Origin of the sequence: Pseudomonas sp. FSL W7-0098 (genome assembly GCF_005930585.1) — a bacterium.
Lineage (GTDB): Bacteria > Pseudomonadota > Gammaproteobacteria > Pseudomonadales > Pseudomonadaceae > Aquipseudomonas > Aquipseudomonas bubulae.
On sequence record NZ_RXHW01000008.1, the window covers coordinates 220,596 to 235,587 of the forward strand.

Annotated in this window: 28 protein-coding genes; all 28 read right to left on the reverse strand. The window is 54.1% G+C overall.

All coding sequences use genetic code 11. The annotated features are described in order from the left end of the window. Positions 1 to 78: 78 nt before the first annotated feature. The 28 genes from bfr to rplD all read right to left on the reverse strand — a co-directional run bounded on the left by bfr (position 79) and on the right by rplD (position 14,991). The gene (gene bfr, locus FHL07_RS16650; protein ID WP_016779187.1) at positions 79 to 543 is read right to left on the reverse strand and encodes a bacterioferritin; all 465 of its coding nucleotides are present in this window, start codon (positions 541 to 543) and stop codon (positions 79 to 81) included. Between the two features lie 155 nt (positions 544 to 698). Continuing rightward, positions 699 to 2,147: a catalase gene (locus FHL07_RS16655; RefSeq protein ID WP_094999499.1), complete on the reverse strand. Its 1,449-nt coding sequence runs from the start codon at positions 2,145 to 2,147 to the stop codon at positions 699 to 701. Between the two features lie 173 nt (positions 2,148 to 2,320). Next, a complete protein-coding gene (rplQ, locus tag FHL07_RS16660) occupies positions 2,321 to 2,707 on the reverse strand; it encodes a 50S ribosomal protein L17 (RefSeq protein WP_016779185.1) in 387 nt (128 codons plus the stop codon). A 42-nt stretch (positions 2,708 to 2,749) separates the two neighbouring features. Beyond that, positions 2,750 to 3,751: a DNA-directed RNA polymerase subunit alpha gene (locus tag FHL07_RS16665; RefSeq protein ID WP_003176403.1), complete on the reverse strand. Its 1,002-nt coding sequence runs from the start codon at positions 3,749 to 3,751 to the stop codon at positions 2,750 to 2,752. 22 nt (positions 3,752 to 3,773) lie between these two features. Continuing rightward, a complete protein-coding gene (gene rpsD / locus FHL07_RS16670; RefSeq protein WP_003444359.1) occupies positions 3,774 to 4,394 on the reverse strand; it encodes a 30S ribosomal protein S4 in 621 nt (206 codons plus the stop codon). Between the two features lie 17 nt (positions 4,395 to 4,411). After that, complete coding sequence (gene rpsK, locus FHL07_RS16675) at positions 4,412 to 4,801, reverse strand: 30S ribosomal protein S11 (protein ID WP_007924177.1); 390 nt, start codon at positions 4,799 to 4,801, stop codon at positions 4,412 to 4,414. Between the two features lie 30 nt (positions 4,802 to 4,831). Then, complete coding sequence (rpsM, locus tag FHL07_RS16680; RefSeq protein WP_016779184.1) at positions 4,832 to 5,188, reverse strand: 30S ribosomal protein S13; 357 nt, start codon at positions 5,186 to 5,188, stop codon at positions 4,832 to 4,834. A 129-nt stretch (positions 5,189 to 5,317) separates the two neighbouring features. Beyond that, positions 5,318 to 5,434 carry a 50S ribosomal protein L36 gene (gene rpmJ / locus FHL07_RS16685; protein ID WP_002555468.1) on the reverse strand — a complete coding sequence of 39 codons (117 nt, stop codon included), beginning with the start codon at positions 5,432 to 5,434 and terminating at the stop codon, positions 5,318 to 5,320. Between the two features lie 32 nt (positions 5,435 to 5,466). After that, the gene (gene secY / locus FHL07_RS16690; protein WP_003444361.1) at positions 5,467 to 6,795 is read right to left on the reverse strand and encodes a preprotein translocase subunit SecY; all 1,329 of its coding nucleotides are present in this window, start codon (positions 6,793 to 6,795) and stop codon (positions 5,467 to 5,469) included. Then, complete coding sequence (gene rplO, locus FHL07_RS16695; protein WP_016779182.1) at positions 6,796 to 7,233, reverse strand: 50S ribosomal protein L15; 438 nt, start codon at positions 7,231 to 7,233, stop codon at positions 6,796 to 6,798. Between the two features lie 3 nt (positions 7,234 to 7,236). After that, positions 7,237 to 7,413 carry a 50S ribosomal protein L30 gene (rpmD, locus tag FHL07_RS16700; protein ID WP_003186033.1) on the reverse strand — a complete coding sequence of 59 codons (177 nt, stop codon included), beginning with the start codon at positions 7,411 to 7,413 and terminating at the stop codon, positions 7,237 to 7,239. A gap of 2 nt (positions 7,414 to 7,415) precedes the next feature. Then, complete coding sequence (gene rpsE / locus FHL07_RS16705; protein WP_003186035.1) at positions 7,416 to 7,916, reverse strand: 30S ribosomal protein S5; 501 nt, start codon at positions 7,914 to 7,916, stop codon at positions 7,416 to 7,418. 3 nt (positions 7,917 to 7,919) lie between these two features. After that, entirely contained in the window at positions 7,920 to 8,270 is a 351-nt protein-coding gene (gene rplR, locus FHL07_RS16710; protein ID WP_016779181.1) for a 50S ribosomal protein L18, read from the reverse strand. 10 nt (positions 8,271 to 8,280) lie between these two features. Further along, on the reverse strand, positions 8,281 to 8,814 hold the full coding sequence (gene rplF / locus FHL07_RS16715; RefSeq protein ID WP_016779180.1) for a 50S ribosomal protein L6: 534 nt from the start codon (positions 8,812 to 8,814) through the stop codon (positions 8,281 to 8,283). A gap of 12 nt (positions 8,815 to 8,826) precedes the next feature. Continuing rightward, positions 8,827 to 9,219 carry a 30S ribosomal protein S8 gene (gene rpsH / locus FHL07_RS16720; protein WP_003444366.1) on the reverse strand — a complete coding sequence of 131 codons (393 nt, stop codon included), beginning with the start codon at positions 9,217 to 9,219 and terminating at the stop codon, positions 8,827 to 8,829. Between the two features lie 211 nt (positions 9,220 to 9,430). Further along, positions 9,431 to 9,736, reverse strand: a complete 306-nt coding sequence (gene rpsN, locus FHL07_RS16725; protein WP_003444367.1) for a 30S ribosomal protein S14 — start codon at positions 9,734 to 9,736, stop codon at positions 9,431 to 9,433. Between the two features lie 13 nt (positions 9,737 to 9,749). After that, on the reverse strand, positions 9,750 to 10,289 hold the full coding sequence (gene rplE, locus FHL07_RS16730; protein WP_003444368.1) for a 50S ribosomal protein L5: 540 nt from the start codon (positions 10,287 to 10,289) through the stop codon (positions 9,750 to 9,752). 22 nt (positions 10,290 to 10,311) lie between these two features. Continuing rightward, entirely contained in the window at positions 10,312 to 10,626 is a 315-nt protein-coding gene (gene rplX / locus FHL07_RS16735; RefSeq protein ID WP_016779179.1) for a 50S ribosomal protein L24, read from the reverse strand. A gap of 11 nt (positions 10,627 to 10,637) precedes the next feature. After that, positions 10,638 to 11,006, reverse strand: a complete 369-nt coding sequence (gene rplN, locus FHL07_RS16740) for a 50S ribosomal protein L14 (protein WP_002555479.1) — start codon at positions 11,004 to 11,006, stop codon at positions 10,638 to 10,640. Between the two features lie 23 nt (positions 11,007 to 11,029). Further along, positions 11,030 to 11,296, reverse strand: a complete 267-nt coding sequence (gene rpsQ / locus FHL07_RS16745) for a 30S ribosomal protein S17 (RefSeq protein ID WP_003194644.1) — start codon at positions 11,294 to 11,296, stop codon at positions 11,030 to 11,032. A 2-nt stretch (positions 11,297 to 11,298) separates the two neighbouring features. Further along, complete coding sequence (gene rpmC / locus FHL07_RS16750; protein ID WP_003444371.1) at positions 11,299 to 11,490, reverse strand: 50S ribosomal protein L29; 192 nt, start codon at positions 11,488 to 11,490, stop codon at positions 11,299 to 11,301. Next, positions 11,490 to 11,903: a 50S ribosomal protein L16 gene (gene rplP / locus FHL07_RS16755; RefSeq protein WP_016779178.1), complete on the reverse strand. Its 414-nt coding sequence runs from the start codon at positions 11,901 to 11,903 to the stop codon at positions 11,490 to 11,492. The genes rpmC and rplP overlap by 1 nt, the downstream gene beginning before the upstream one ends. A gap of 12 nt (positions 11,904 to 11,915) precedes the next feature. Further along, positions 11,916 to 12,602: a 30S ribosomal protein S3 gene (rpsC, locus tag FHL07_RS16760; protein ID WP_003176422.1), complete on the reverse strand. Its 687-nt coding sequence runs from the start codon at positions 12,600 to 12,602 to the stop codon at positions 11,916 to 11,918. Positions 12,603 to 12,615: 13 nt separating this feature from the next. Further along, on the reverse strand, positions 12,616 to 12,948 hold the full coding sequence (gene rplV, locus FHL07_RS16765) for a 50S ribosomal protein L22 (RefSeq protein ID WP_003444373.1): 333 nt from the start codon (positions 12,946 to 12,948) through the stop codon (positions 12,616 to 12,618). A 13-nt stretch (positions 12,949 to 12,961) separates the two neighbouring features. Next, the gene (gene rpsS / locus FHL07_RS16770; RefSeq protein WP_003232420.1) at positions 12,962 to 13,237 is read right to left on the reverse strand and encodes a 30S ribosomal protein S19; all 276 of its coding nucleotides are present in this window, start codon (positions 13,235 to 13,237) and stop codon (positions 12,962 to 12,964) included. 16 nt (positions 13,238 to 13,253) lie between these two features. Next, the gene (rplB, locus tag FHL07_RS16775; RefSeq protein WP_016779177.1) at positions 13,254 to 14,078 is read right to left on the reverse strand and encodes a 50S ribosomal protein L2; all 825 of its coding nucleotides are present in this window, start codon (positions 14,076 to 14,078) and stop codon (positions 13,254 to 13,256) included. 14 nt (positions 14,079 to 14,092) lie between these two features. Next, positions 14,093 to 14,392 (reverse strand): 50S ribosomal protein L23, encoded by a 300-nt coding sequence (gene rplW, locus FHL07_RS16780; RefSeq protein WP_003444375.1) that lies wholly within the window; start codon positions 14,390 to 14,392, stop codon positions 14,093 to 14,095. Then, a complete protein-coding gene (gene rplD, locus FHL07_RS16785) occupies positions 14,389 to 14,991 on the reverse strand; it encodes a 50S ribosomal protein L4 (RefSeq protein ID WP_016779176.1) in 603 nt (200 codons plus the stop codon). Before rplD ends, rplW begins: the two co-directional genes overlap by 4 nt. Position 14,992: the final 1 nt, after the last annotated feature.

Consider the following 14,992-nt stretch of genomic DNA (forward strand, 5'->3'; position numbering starts at 1 on the left):
GCGACACACAAGCCAGACCGTTTTGCCTGCATCGCGGGCAAGCCACGCGCCCACCAAAAGCATCTCAGCTTCCCTGGATCAGAACTGCGATTGCAGGTAGTTCTGCAAGCCGATCGACTTGATAAGGCCCAGCTGTTTTTCCAGCCAGTAGGTGTGGTCTTCTTCGGTGTCTGCCAGCTGAACACGCAACATGTCACGGCTCACGTAGTCCTTGTGCAGTTCGCACAGGGCGATGCCTTTGCACAGCGCGGCACGGACTTTATATTCCAGGCGCAGGTCGGCAGCGAACATCTCAGGCACCGTAGTGCCCACATCCAGGTCGTCAGGGCGCATGCGCGGCGTACCCTCGAGCATCAGAATCCGGCGCATCAACGCATCAGCGTGTTGTGCCTCTTCCTCCATCTCGTGGTTGATACGCTCGTAAAGCTTGGTGAAACCCCAATCCTCGTACATACGGGAATGGACGAAATATTGGTCACGCGCAGCCAACTCGCCGGTCAGCAACGTATTGAGATAATCGATTACATCCGGGTGGCCTTGCATTGCCTTACATCTCCCTGCTTGAAAGGCTGTAGTTTGAACCAAGCCGACTGAGAGGTCACGGCTAAATCGCAATAAAAACCCTGTTTTTCAGAGAAAACAGGGTTAAATAACGCAAAAACCGCCCAATTGAGGGCGGTTCTGCTTCTCACTTAGAGTTAGTTACGCTGTACACCCAACGCCTTGGCAACACCATCACCATAAGCCTGATCAGCATTGTAGAAATGCTGCAGCTGGCGCTCGACGACATCCCCCGTCACACCCTCCATAGCCCCTGCAATATTGTTGATCAGCAGGGCTTTCTGCTCGTCGTTCATCAGTCGGAACAGGGCACCGGCGTGGCTGTAGTAATCGCTGTCTACACGATGATCGTAACGATCAGCCGCACCACTGAGGGCCAATGGCGGCTCAGCATATTGCGGTGCTTGTTTTGGCGCGTCGCCATAGCTGTTCGGCTCATAGTTCGGTGCAGCACCACCATTGTTGCCGAAGGCCATAGAGCCATCACGCTGATAGTTATGCACAGGTACCCGTGGTGAGTTGATCGGCAGGTGCTGATGGTTGGTGCCTACACGGTAGCGATGGGCATCGGCATACGCGAACACACGGCCTTGCAGCATGCGGTCAGGCGACAGGCCCACACCCGGGATCATATTGCTTGGCCCGAACGCAGCCTGCTCCACTTCGGCAAAGTAGTTCAGCGGGTTGCGGTTCAGCTCCAGCTCACCGATTTCAATCAGCGGGAACTCTTTCTGCGACCAGGTCTTGGTCACGTCAAACGGGTTCTCATAGTGGGCTGCAGCCTGAGCTTCAGTCATGACCTGCATGCATACGCGCCATTTCGGAAAGTCACCGCGTTCGATGGCGCCAAACAAGTCACGCTGTGCGTAATCCGGGTCGGTACCGGCAAGGCGCGCAGCCTCTGCAGGCGGCAGGTTCTTGATGCCCTGCTTGGTTTTGTAATGCCATTTGACCCAGTGACGCTCACCCGCAGCATTGATCAGGCTGTACGTGTGGCTGCCAAAGCCATGCATATGGCGGTAACCATCTGGAATGCCGCGATCGGAAAACAGGATGGTGACCTGGTGCAGCGACTCAGGGGAGTGCGACCAGAAGTCCCACATCATCTGTGCGCTTTTCAGGTTGCTTTGCGGGAGGCGTTTTTGGGTGTGGATAAAGTCGGGAAACTTCAACGGGTCGCGAATGAAGAATACAGGGGTGTTATTACCGACGATGTCCCAGTTACCTTCCTCGGTGTAGAACTTGAGGGCAAAGCCACGTGGATCACGCTCGGTATCAGCCGAGCCGCGCTCGCCACCTACCGTTGAGAAGCGCAGAAAAGTGGGGGTTTGCTTGCCGATGGTGTCAAACAGCTTGGCACTGCTGTACTGAGCCATGTCACGGGTCAGGGTGAAAGTGCCATGGGCGCCTGAACCCTTGGCGTGTACGCGACGCTCAGGAATGTTTTCACGGTTGAAGTGCGCGAGCTTTTCGATCAGATGAAAATCGTCAAGCAGCAATGGGCCGCGAGGACCGGCAGAACGAGAATTCTGGTTATCCGCAACTGGAGCGCCGCTGGCGGTTGTAAGCGTTTTGGTCTGGCTCATATGTTTGCTTCCTCAGTCAGTCTTTGTACTGCCGGCTAATCGGCTGACGAGGAGTATTGACCATGAATTACACATGGGCAAATGCATTAAATGATCAGAATCAATAGATAATCATAATCGAACGCGCACAAAAAACCGGGCACTAGGCCCGGTTCTTTGTAGAGACTGACGTCTTACTCAGCGGATACAGCTTCACCGCCAACTGGACGATCAACCAACTCGACGTACGCCATAGGCGCGTTGTCGCCAGCGCGGAAACCGCACTTGAGGATGCGCAGGTAGCCACCCTCACGAGTTGCATAACGCTTGCCCAGATCGTTGAACAGCTTACCAACCATGGCTTTCGAACGAGTACGGTCGAAGGCCAGACGGCGGTTAGCAACAGAATCAATCTTGGCCAGAGTAATCAGCGGCTCAGCAACGCGACGCAATTCTTTGGCTTTCGGCAGAGTCGTTTTGATCAGCTCGTGCTCGAACAACGACACTGCCATGTTTTGAAACATAGCCTTGCGGTGCGAGCTAGTGCGGCTCAGGTGACGACCACTTTTACGATGACGCATGGTTCATTCCTTACCAAACACAACGTTCGGTGATTACGACGATCAGGCAGTCGCCTTGTCGTCCTTCTTAAGACTTGCAGGCGGCCAGTTGTCGAGGCGCATGCCGAGGGACAGACCACGGGAGGCCAGAACGTCCTTGATTTCAGTCAAGGATTTCTTGCCCAGGTTCGGAGTCTTCAACAGTTCTACTTCGGTGCGCTGAATCAGGTCACCGATGTAGTAAATGTTCTCCGCCTTAAGGCAGTTGGCCGAACGCACGGTCAGTTCCAGATCGTCAACAGGACGAAGCAGGATCGGATCGATCTCGTCTTCCTGCTCGATTACCACTGGCTCGCTGTCACCTTTGAGGTCGACGAATGCAGCCAACTGCTGTTGCAGGATGGTTGCAGCACGACGAATGGCCTCTTCAGGATCCAGTGTACCGTTGGTTTCCAGATCAATAACCAGCTTGTCCAGGTTGGTGCGCTGCTCGACACGGGCGTTTTCCACCACGTATGCGATACGGCGAACCGGGCTGAACGAAGAATCCAGCTGCAAGCGACCAATGCTGCGGCTTTCGTCTTCATCGCTCTGACGCGAGTCTGCTGGTTCATAACCACGACCACGAGCTACGGTGAGCTTCATGTTCAAGGCGCCGTTAGACGCCAGGTTGGCGATTACGTGATCGGGATTAACGATCTCGACATCATGATCCAGCTGAATATCGGCAGCGGTAACCACCCCCGAACCCTTCTTCGACAAGGTCAGCGTAACTTCGTCACGGCCGTGCAGCTTGATAGCCAGACCTTTAAGGTTCAACAGGATTTCAATTACGTCTTCCTGTACACCTTCGATGGCGCTGTACTCGTGGAGCACACCGTCAATCTCGGCCTCGACTACTGCACAGCCTGGCATTGAGGACAACAGGATGCGGCGCAGCGCGTTGCCCAGGGTGTGGCCAAAACCACGCTCGAGAGGCTCGAGAGTGATTTTAGCGCGGGTTGGACTGACAACTTGCACATCAATATGGCGAGGTGTCAGGAACTCATTTACCGAAATCTGCATGGATGCACCTATTTTCTAGCCCTTACTTGGAGTAGAGCTCGACAATCAGGCTTTCGTTGATGTCGGCGGACAGATCACTGCGAGCAGGAACGTTCTTGAAAACGCCCGACTTCTTCTCAGTGTCTACTTCTACCCATTCTACGCGGCCACGTTGGGCACACAGATCGAGAGCTTGGACAATGCGAAGCTGGTTCTTTGCTTTCTCGCGGATAGCGACCACGTCACCAGCACGAACCTGGTAGGACGGAACGTTTACGGTCTGACCGTTAACGCTGATCGACTTGTGCGATACCAACTGACGAGATTCGGCACGAGTAGAACCGAAACCCATACGGTATACGACGTTATCCAGGCGGCATTCGAGCAGTTGCAGCAGGTTTTCACCGGTTGCACCTTTTTTGCCAGCAGCTTGTTTGTAGTAGCCGCTGAACTGACGCTCGAGAACGCCGTAGATACGACGGACCTTCTGCTTTTCACGCAGTTGGGTACCGTAGTCGGATTGGCGACCGCGGCGTTGGCCGTGGATGCCTGGAGCAGCTTCAATATTGCACTTCGATTCGATAGCGCGCACACCACTCTTCAGGAAGAGATCAGTGCCTTCACGACGTGCCAGTTTGCATTTTGGACCAATGTAACGAGCCATTCTTTACAGTCTCCTGATTACACGCGGCGCTTCTTCGGCGGACGGCACCCGTTGTGCGGGATTGGCGTCACGTCGGTGATGCTGGCGATCTTATAGCCACAGCCGTTCAAAGCACGGACAGCGGACTCACGACCTGGACCTGGGCCCTTGACGTTAACGTCAAGGTTTTTCAGGCCATATTCCAGCGCAGCTTGACCAGCACGTTCAGCAGCTACTTGAGCAGCGAACGGGGTGGACTTGCGTGAACCGCGGAAACCCGAACCACCAGAGGTAGCCCAAGAAAGCGCGTTACCCTGACGATCCGTGATGGTCACGATGGTGTTGTTGAAAGACGCGTGGATGTGGGCGATGCCATCAACCACTGTCTTTTTAATTTTTTTACGAGGACGAGCAGCAGGTTTTGCCATGACTAAATTCCTGTCGATTCGCTGGTGCGATTACTTGCGGATCGGCTTACGCGGACCTTTGCGAGTACGCGCGTTGGTCTTGGTACGCTGACCGCGCACTGGAAGACCACGACGATGGCGCAGACCGCGGTAGCAGCCCAGGTCCATCAAGCGTTTGATTTTCATGTTGACTTCACGACGCAGGTCACCTTCAGTGGTGAACTTCGCCACTTCGCCACGCAGCAACTCAATCTGCTCGTCGCTCAGATCCTTGATCTTAGCGGCTGGGTTTACACCAGCATCCGCACAGATTTTCTGTGAGGTAGTGCGACCAACACCATAGATGTAGGTCAGCGAGATAACAGTGTGCTTGTTATCTGGAATGTTAACGCCTGCAATACGGGCCATTCAGTGGGACTCCAATTGACAGCTACCTACGCCCCGGAAGCCAAGAAATAGGGCGCGAGATAATATCGCTGTAATAACAAATAATCAACCCAGCAGCGCACTAGCTGCTGGGCTTCAAACAGATCACACTCAGCCTTGGCGCTGTTTGTGACGTGGTTCCGCGCTGCAAATTACCCGAACAACACCTTCGCGGCGAATAATCTTGCAGTTACGGCACAGCTTTTTCACCGATGCACGAACTTTCATCACCAACTCCTCTCACCTTACGGGGTAGTACTTCAGCGGAGCATGCCGCTGCCGTAGCCCTTCAGGTTGGCTTTCTTCATCAGGGATTCGTACTGGTGCGAAACGAGGTGCGATTGTACTTGGGACATGAAGTCCATAACAACCACAACAACGATCAGCAACGAGGTCCCGCCAAGGTAGAACGGAACGTTTGCCGCAACCACCAGGAACTGGGGCAACAGGCACACGGCCGTCATATAAAGAGCACCGAACAGAGTCAAACGAGTCAAAACGCCATCAATATAGCGTGCCGACTGCTCACCTGGACGGATACCCGGAATAAAGGCACCGGACTTCTTCAGGTTTTCCGCTACGTCTTTCGGATTGAACATCAACGCCGTATAGAAGAAGCAGAAGAAAATAATCCCTGCACTAAACAGCAGAATATTCAACGGCTGACCAGGAGCGATCGACTGCGAGATGTCCTGCAACCAGCCCATACCTTCAGACTGACCGAACCAGGCACCCAGCGAAGCCGGGAACAGCAAAATGCTGCTCGCAAAAATAGCCGGGATAACACCGGCCATATTCACTTTCAGCGGTAGGTGGCTAGTCTGCGCAGCAAACACCTTGCGGCCCTGCTGACGCTTGGCGTAGTGAACAGCAATACGACGCTGGCCACGCTCAATGAACACCACAAAACCGATAATCGCTACTGCCAGCAAACCGATAGCAACCAGAGCGAAGATATTGATATCGCCCTGACGTGCAGACTCGAAAGACTGCCCGATTGCTCTCGGAAGACCGGCGACGATACCCGAAAAAATCAACATCGAGATACCGTTGCCAACACCACGCTCAGTAATCTGCTCACCCAGCCACATCATGAACATTGCACCCGCCACAAACGTGGTTACTGCAACGAAATGGAAGCCCAGGTCACCAGTGAACGCTACGCCTTGCCCTGCCAGACCAATGGACATGCCAATAGCCTGGACAAGAGCAAGAGCGACAGTGAGGTAGCGGGTGTACTGGCTAATCTTGCGACGGCCAGCTTCACCTTCCTTCTTCAACTGCTCCAGTTGCGGGCTGACAGCGGACATAAGCTGCATGATGATCGATGCCGAAATGTACGGCATGATCCCCAGCGCAAAAATACTCATCCGCTCCAGCGCGCCACCGGAAAACATGTTGAACAAGCTAAGTATGGTCCCCTCATTCTGTCGAAACAGGTCCGCCAGCCGGTCCGGGTTGATACCTGGAACTGGGATGTGTGCGCCTATCCGGTAGACGATAATCGCCAGGAATAGAAAACGCAGTCGAGCCCAGAGCTCGGATAACCCGCCTTTGCTGAGCGCTGAGAGAGCACCTTGCTTAGCCATTTATTCCTCGAACTTGCCGCCAGCTGCTTCGATAGCCGAACGCGCACCTTTGGTGGCGCCGATTCCCTTGCCGATTGTGACAGCGCGAGTCACTTCACCGGACAGCATGATTTTCACACGCAGTACGTTGACGTTGATCACGTTGGCATCTTTCAGGGTCTGCACAGTTACGATGTCGCCTTCCACTTTAGCCAGCTCGGACAAACGCACTTCTGCGCGATCCATGGCTTTCAGGGATACGAAACCGAACTTAGGCAGACGGCGATGCAGCGGCTGTTGACCGCCTTCAAAGCCTGGAGCAATGGTGCCACCGGAGCGGGAGGTCTGACCTTTGTGACCACGGCCACCAGTCTTACCCAAACCACTACCGATACCACGGCCCGGACGATGCTTTTCGCGACGGGAACCCGGCGCTGGACTCAGATCATTGAGTTTCATCGATTAACCCTCTACACGCAGCATGTAGTAAGCCTTGTTGATCATCCCGCGATTCTCGGGAGTATCAAGTACTTCTACAGTGTGACCGATGCGACGCAGACCCAGACCCTTAACGCACAGTTTGTGGTTAGGGATACGGCCGGTCATGCTTTTGATCAGCGTTACTTTAACGGTAGCCATGATCAGAAGATCTCCTTGACGCTTTTGCCACGCTTGGCGGCAATAGATTCAGGAGATTGCATAGCTTTCAAACCTTTGAAAGTGGCGTGAACCACGTTTACCGGGTTAGTCGAGCCGTAGCACTTGGCCAGTACGTTCTGAACGCCAGCAACTTCGAGGACAGCACGCATAGCGCCGCCAGCGATGATACCGGTACCTTCAGAAGCAGGCTGCATGTAAACCTTGGAAGCGCCGTGGGCGGATTTCATGGCGTACTGCAGAGTGGTGCCGTTAAGGTCCACTTGAATCATGTTGCGGCGAGCAGCTTCCATTGCCTTCTGGATCGCAGCAGGCACTTCACGTGACTTGCCACGGCCGAAGCCAACGCGCCCTTTACCATCACCAACCACGGTCAACGCGGTGAAAGTGAAGATACGGCCGCCTTTAACGGTTTTGGCTACGCGGTTAACTTGAACCAGCTTCTCAATGTAGCCTTCGTCGCGCTTTTGGTCGTTATTTGACATAACTTAGAACTCCAGCCCAGCTTCACGAGCAGCCTCAGCCAGCGCTTTCACGCGGCCGTGGTACTTGAAGCCAGAGCGGTCGAAAGCCACCTGCGAGACGCCAGCGGCTTTTGCACGCGTAGCGACCAGCTGGCCAACCTTTGTGGCCGCGTCGATGTTGCCAGTGGCACCATCACGCAGTTCTTTGTCCAAAGTCGAGGCGCTTGCCAGGACTTTGCTGCCGTCGGCCGAGATGACCTGGGCGTATATGTGCTGTGCCGAGCGGAACACGCAGAGACGCACGACTTCTAGTTCGTGCATTTTCAGACGTGCTTTGCGAGCGCGGCGCAGGCGAGTAACTTTTTTGTCGGTCATTTGCTATGCCCTACTTCTTCTTGGCTTCTTTACGACGGACGACTTCGTCCGCGTAACGTACACCCTTGCCTTTATAAGGCTCTGGCGGACGGAAACCGCGGATCTCAGCGGCCACCTGACCTACCAGCTGCTTATCAATACCCTTGATCAGGATATCGGTTTGGCTAGGAGTCTCAGCGGTGATGCCTTCCGGCAACTCGTAATCCACTGGGTGCGAGAAGCCAAGAGCCAGGTTCAGCACTGTGCCTTTTGCTTGCGCTTTGTAACCAACACCGACCAGCTGGAGCTTGCGCTCGAAGCCTTGGCTTACGCCTTGGACCATGTTGTTTACCAACGCACGAGTGGTACCAGCCATTGCGCGAGTTTGTTGATCGCCATTGCGAGCAGCGAAACGCAGCTCACCAGCTTCTTCAACAATCTCAACGGACGAATGGATGTTCAGTTCTAGAGTACCCTTGGCACCCTTCACCGAAAGCTGTTGGCCGGCGAATTTTACTTCGACACCAGCTGGCAGCTTAACGGGGTTCTTAGCGACGCGTGACATGCTTATCCCCCCTTAGAACACAGTGCAAAGAACTTCGCCGCCGACACCGGCAGCGCGCGCAGCACGATCCGTCATCACACCTTTGCTGGTGGAGACGATAGACACACCCAGACCGCCACGAACTTTCGGCAGATCTTCGGAGGACTTGTACTGACGCAGGCCTGGACGGCTAACGCGCTTAACTTCTTCGATAACCGAACGGCCTTCGAAGTACTTCAGCTCGATAGACAGCAGTGGCTTGATTTCGCTGCTGATCTGATAATCCGCGATGTAACCTTCGTCTTTGAGAACTTTGGCTACAGCTACCTTCAACGTGGAAGATGGCATGCTTACGACGGACTTTTCAGCCATCTGGGCATTACGGATTCGAGTTAGCATGTCCGCTAACGGGTCCTGCATACTCATGGGCTAGACGCTCCTGATACAAAAAGAATTAGCCTTGCGGCTACAACTGTCGCCGAGTACTCAATGCTTAAAAAGCACGGGCTCAGGCGAGCCGGTCATTCTAGACACACGCCAGAAATGAATCAAGCCCCAATAGGGGCTTGATTCATATTCAAGGTCACCGGCTGTCAGGATCTTGCAACCCTGACAGGGGTAACTTTGCCTGTGCGCCTTACCAGCTGGCTTTAACCAGACCTGGTACGTCGCCACGCATTGCTGCTTCACGCAATTTGTTACGGCCAAGGCCGAACTTGCGGTAAACACCATGCGGACGGCCAGTCAGGCGGCAGCGGTTACGCATGCGCGCAGCGCTTGCGTCACGTGGCTGCTTCTGCAGAGCAACTTGAGCTTCCCAACGTGCTTCTGGACTTGCGTTCAGATCCACGATGATAGCTTTCAGTGCTGCACGCTTCTTGGCGAACTTGGCAACCGTGAGCTGACGTTTCAGCTCGCGGTTTTTCATGCTCATCTTAGCCATGGTCCTACTCCAATCAGTTGCGGAACGGGAATTTGAAAGCACGCAGCAAGGCGCGACCTTCATCATCTGTCCGAGCAGTGGTGGTCAGGGTAATGTCCAGACCGCGGAGAGCATCGATTTTGTCGTAGTCGATTTCCGGGAAGATGATCTGCTCTTTTACGCCCATGCTGTAGTTACCACGACCATCGAAGGACTTGGCATTCAGGCCGCGGAAGTCGCGTACCCGAGGCAGGGAGATCGACAGCAGACGATCCAGGAATTCGTACATACGCTCACGGCGCAGAGTAACCTTAACGCCGATCGGCCAGCCTTCGCGAACTTTGAAGCCTGCGATGGACTTGCGAGCGTAGGTCACTACACATTTTTGACCCGTGATTTTTTCCAAATCAGCTACAGCGTGCTCGATGATTTTCTTATCACCGATCGCTTCGCCCAAACCCATGTTCAGGGTGATTTTGGTAACGCGCGGAACTTCCATCACGTTCGAAAGCTTAAGTTCTTCCTTAAGTTTCGGAGCGATTTCCTTCCGGTAAATCTCTTTTAGTCGTGCCATGGTCTCATCTACCTAGCAGTGTTCAAGCATCAACCGCTTTTTGGGTCGACTTGAAGACACGAATTTTTTTGCCTTCTTCTACTTTGAAACCAACGCGATCTGCTTTGCTGGTTTCGCTGTTGAAGATGGCCACGTTAGAAGCGTCCAGTGGAGCTTCTTTCTCGACGATACCGCCTTGTACGCCCGACATCGGGTTAGGCTTGGTATGACGCTTAACCAGGTTCAGACCGCCAATAACCAAACGGTTGTTAGCGAGAACCTTAAGCACCTTACCGCGCTTACCTTTGTCTTTGCCGGCGATCACGATGATCTCGTCGTCACGACGAATCTTTTGCATGTCGGATCTCCTTACAGCACTTCTGGGGCGAGCGAGACGATCTTCATGAACTTCTCAGTACGAAGCTCACGGGTCACTGGCCCAAAGATACGGGTGCCGATCGGCTCTTGCTTGTTGTTCAGAAGAACAGCAGCGTTGCCATCAAAGCGGATAATGGAGCCATCAGCACGACGTACGCCGTGACGAGTGCGGACTACAACAGCAGTCATCACTTGGCCTTTTTTCACTTTACCGCGAGGAATTGCTTCCTTCACGGTAACTTTGATGATGTCACCGATACCAGCGTAACGACGATGGGAGCCACCCAGCACCTTGATGCACATAACGCGGCGTGCGCCGCTGTTATCGGCCACATCGAGCATGGATTGAGTCTGAATCATATAATTTCTCCGACCCCTAGTCCTTAGACTTCCACAGCGCGTTCGAGAACATCAACCAGTGCCCAAGACTTGGTCTTGGCCATCGGACGAGTTTCACGAATAGTGACTTTGTCGCCGATGTGGCACTGATTGGTTTCGTCGTGCGCGTGCAGCTTAGTCGAACGCTTAACGTATTTACCGTAGATCGGGTGCTTAACGCGACGCTCGATCAGAACGGTGATGGTTTTGTCCATCTTGTCGCTGACAACACGGCCAGTCAGCGTACGGACAGTCTTTTCGGCTTCAGCCATGATTACTTACCTGCCTGCTGTTTGAGCACAGTCTTCACGCGAGCGATGTCACGCTTAACTTGCGAGAGCAGATGCGACTGCCCCAACTGGCCAGTTGCTTTCTGCATACGCAGATTGAACTGGTCGCGCAGCAAGCCGAGCAGTTGCTCGTTCAGCTGCTGTGCGGATTTTTCACGAAGTTCATTCGCTTTCATCACATCACCGTCCGTTTAACAAAGGAGGTGGCGAGCGGCAGCTTTGCAGCAGCCAGGGCGAAAGCCTCACGCGCCAGCTCTTCAGTAACACCCTCGATTTCATACAGGACTTTGCCTGGCTGAATCTGGGCAACCCAATATTCCACGTTACCCTTACCTTTACCCATACGAACTTCTAGGGGCTTTTTGGAAATAGGCTTGTCCGGGAATACACGGATCCAGATCTTGCCGCCACGCTTAACGTGACGGGTCAGTGCACGACGCGCTGATTCGATCTGACGAGCGGTGAGACGACCACGAGCAACAGACTTCAGCGCGTATTCGCCGAAGCTGACTTTGCTACCGCGCAATGCCAAGCCACGGTTGTGGCCAGTCATTTGCTTGCGGAACTTCGTACGCTTAGGTTGTAACATTTGGCGTACCCCTTACTTAGCAGCTTTTTTACGAGGCGCTGGTGCTTGTGGCTTCAGTTCTTCTTGGCGACCACCAATTACTTCGCCTTTGAAGATCCAAACCTTTACACCGATCACACCGTAAGTGGTGTGAGCTTCGTAGTTGGCATAGTCGATGTCGGCACGCAGGGTGTGCAATGGCACACGACCTTCGCGATACCATTCAGTACGTGCGATTTCAGCACCGCCGAGACGACCGCTCACTTGGATTTTGATGCCTTTGGCACCAATGCGCATAGCGTTCTGTACAGCGCGTTTCATCGCGCGACGGAACATTACACGACGCTCCAGCTGCTGAGCTACGCTCTGCGCAACCAGCATACCGTCGAGTTCCGGCTTGCGGATCTCTTCGATATTGATGTGCACAGGCACACCCATTTGCTTGGTCAGGTCCTGACGCAGTTTCTCAACATCTTCACCTTTCTTCCCGATAACGATACCTGGACGAGCGGTGTGGATGGTGATACGTGCAGTTTGGGCCGGACGATGGATATCGATACGGCTTACGGACGCGCTTTTTAGTTTGTCTTGGAGGTATTCACGCACCTTCAGATCAGCGAACAAGTAGTCCGCATAAGTCCGGCCGTCTGCGTACCAGACGGAGGTGTGCTCCTTGACGATTCCCAGGCGAATGCCAATGGGATGTACTTTCTGACCCATCTCTTCGACTCCGTTACTTGTCAGCAACCTTGACAGTGATATGGCAAGACCGCTTGACGATGCGATCAGCGCGGCCTTTGGCACGCGGCATGATGCGCTTCAGCGAACGCCCTTCGTTGACGAAAACGGTGGCGACTTTCAAGTCGTCAACGTCTGCGCCTTCGTTATGCTCGGCGTTGGCTACGGCCGACTCCAGCACTTTCTTGATGATCTCGGCGGCTTTCTTGTTGCTGAAAGCCAACAGGTTGAGCGCTTCGCCCACCTTCTTCCCGCGGATCTGGTCGGCGACCAAGCGGGCTTTCTGGGCGGAGATTCGAGCGCCCGACAACTTAGCGGCTACTTCCATCGTTCCTTACCCCTTAACGCTTGGCTTTCTTGTCTGCCACGTGCCCACGATAAGTGCGGGTACCGGCAAACTCGCCTAGTTTATGGCCAACCATGTCTTCGTTCACGAGAACTGGGACATGAAGACGACCGTTATGCACAGCGATGGTCAGACCGACCATTTGTGGCAGGATCATCGAACGACGCGACCAGGTTTTCACCGGTTTGCGATCGTTCTTTTCCGCCGCCACTTCGATCTTCTTCAGTAGGTGAAGATCAATAAAAGGACCTTTTTTCAGAGAACGTGGCACTGTCGTATCCCTCTATTTACTTGCGACGACGGACGATCATTTTGTCGGTACGCTTATTACCACGAGTCTTCGCGCCCTTAGTCGGGAAGCCCCATGGCGATACCGGATGACGACCACCAGAGGTACGACCTTCACCACCACCATGTGGGTGGTCAACCGGGTTCATGGCAACACCACGAACGGTTGGGCGAACGCCACGCCAGCGTTTGGCACCAGCTTTACCCAGCGAACGCAGGCTGTGCTCGGAGTTCGAGACTTCACCCAGGGTCGCACGGCATTCAGCCAGTACTTTACGCATTTCACCAGAGCGCAGACGCAGGGTCACATAGACACCATCACGAGCGACCAGCTGAGCCGAAGCACCAGCGGAACGTGCGATTTGCGCGCCTTTACCCGGCTTCAATTCGATGCCGTGTACGGTGCTACCAACTGGAATGCTGCGCAGTTGCAACGAGTTACCCGGCTTGATTGGGGCCAAAGCACCCGAAATCAGCTGGTCGCCAGCACTCACGCCTTTAGGGGCGATGATGTAGCGGCGCTCGCCGTCTGCGTACAGCATCAGAGCGATGTGAGCAGTACGGTTTGGATCGTATTCGATACGCTCAACAGTGGCTGGAATGCCATCTTTGTCGTTGCGACGGAAGTCGACCATACGGTAATGCTGCTTATGACCACCACCGATGTGACGAGTGGTAATACGGCCATTGTTGTTACGACCACCAGACTTCGATTTCTTCTCGAGCAGCGGTGCGTGAGGAGCGCCTTTATGCAGCTCCTGGTTGACCACCTTGACCACATGACGGCGGCCAGGGGAAGTCGGTTTGCATTTAACGATTGCCATGATGCACCCCTTCCTTACTCAGCACTGCTGCTGAAATCGAGATCTTGGCCTGGCTGAAGGGAGATTACTGCCTTCTTCCAGTCATTACGCTTGCCCACGCCGCGAGCGGTGCGCTTGCTCTTACCCAGAACGTTCAGGGTAGTAACACGCTCAACTTTCACGCTGAACAGGCTTTCGACGGCCTTCTTGATTTCCAGCTTGGTTGCATCGGTAGCAACCTTGAAAACGAACTGGCCTTTCTTGTCTGCCAGAACCGTAGCCTTCTCGGAAACGTGCGGGCCAAGCAGAACTTTAAATACGCGTTCCTGGTTCATCCCAGCAGCTCCTCGAATTTCTTCACGGCCGACACGGTGATCAACACCTTGTCGTATGCGATCAGACTAACTGGATCGGAACCTTGCACGTCACGTACATCAACGTGTGGCAGGTTACGAGCAGCCAGGTACAGGTTCTGATCAACACCTTCAGACACGATCAGGACATCAGTCAGACCCATGCCATTCAGCTTGTTGAGCAGATCTTTGGTTTTCGGCGCTTCAACAGCGAAGTCCTGAACCACGACCAGACGATCAGTACGCACCAGCTCAGCAAGGATGGAACGCATTGCTGCGCGATACATCTTCTTGTTCAGCTTCTGGGAGTGATCCTGTGGACGAGCTGCGAAAGTGGTACCGCCGCCACGCCAGATTGGGCTACGGATAGTACCGGCACGAGCACGGCCAGTACCTTTCTGACGCCAAGGGCGCTTACCGCCACCACGAACGTCGGAACGGGTCTTTTGCTGCTTGCTACCTTGACGGCCGCCGGCCATGTAGGCCACGACTGCTTGGTGAACCAGCGTCTCGTTGAATTCGCCGCCGAAAGTCAGTTCGGAAACTTCGATCGCTTGAGCGTCATTTACATTTAATTGCATG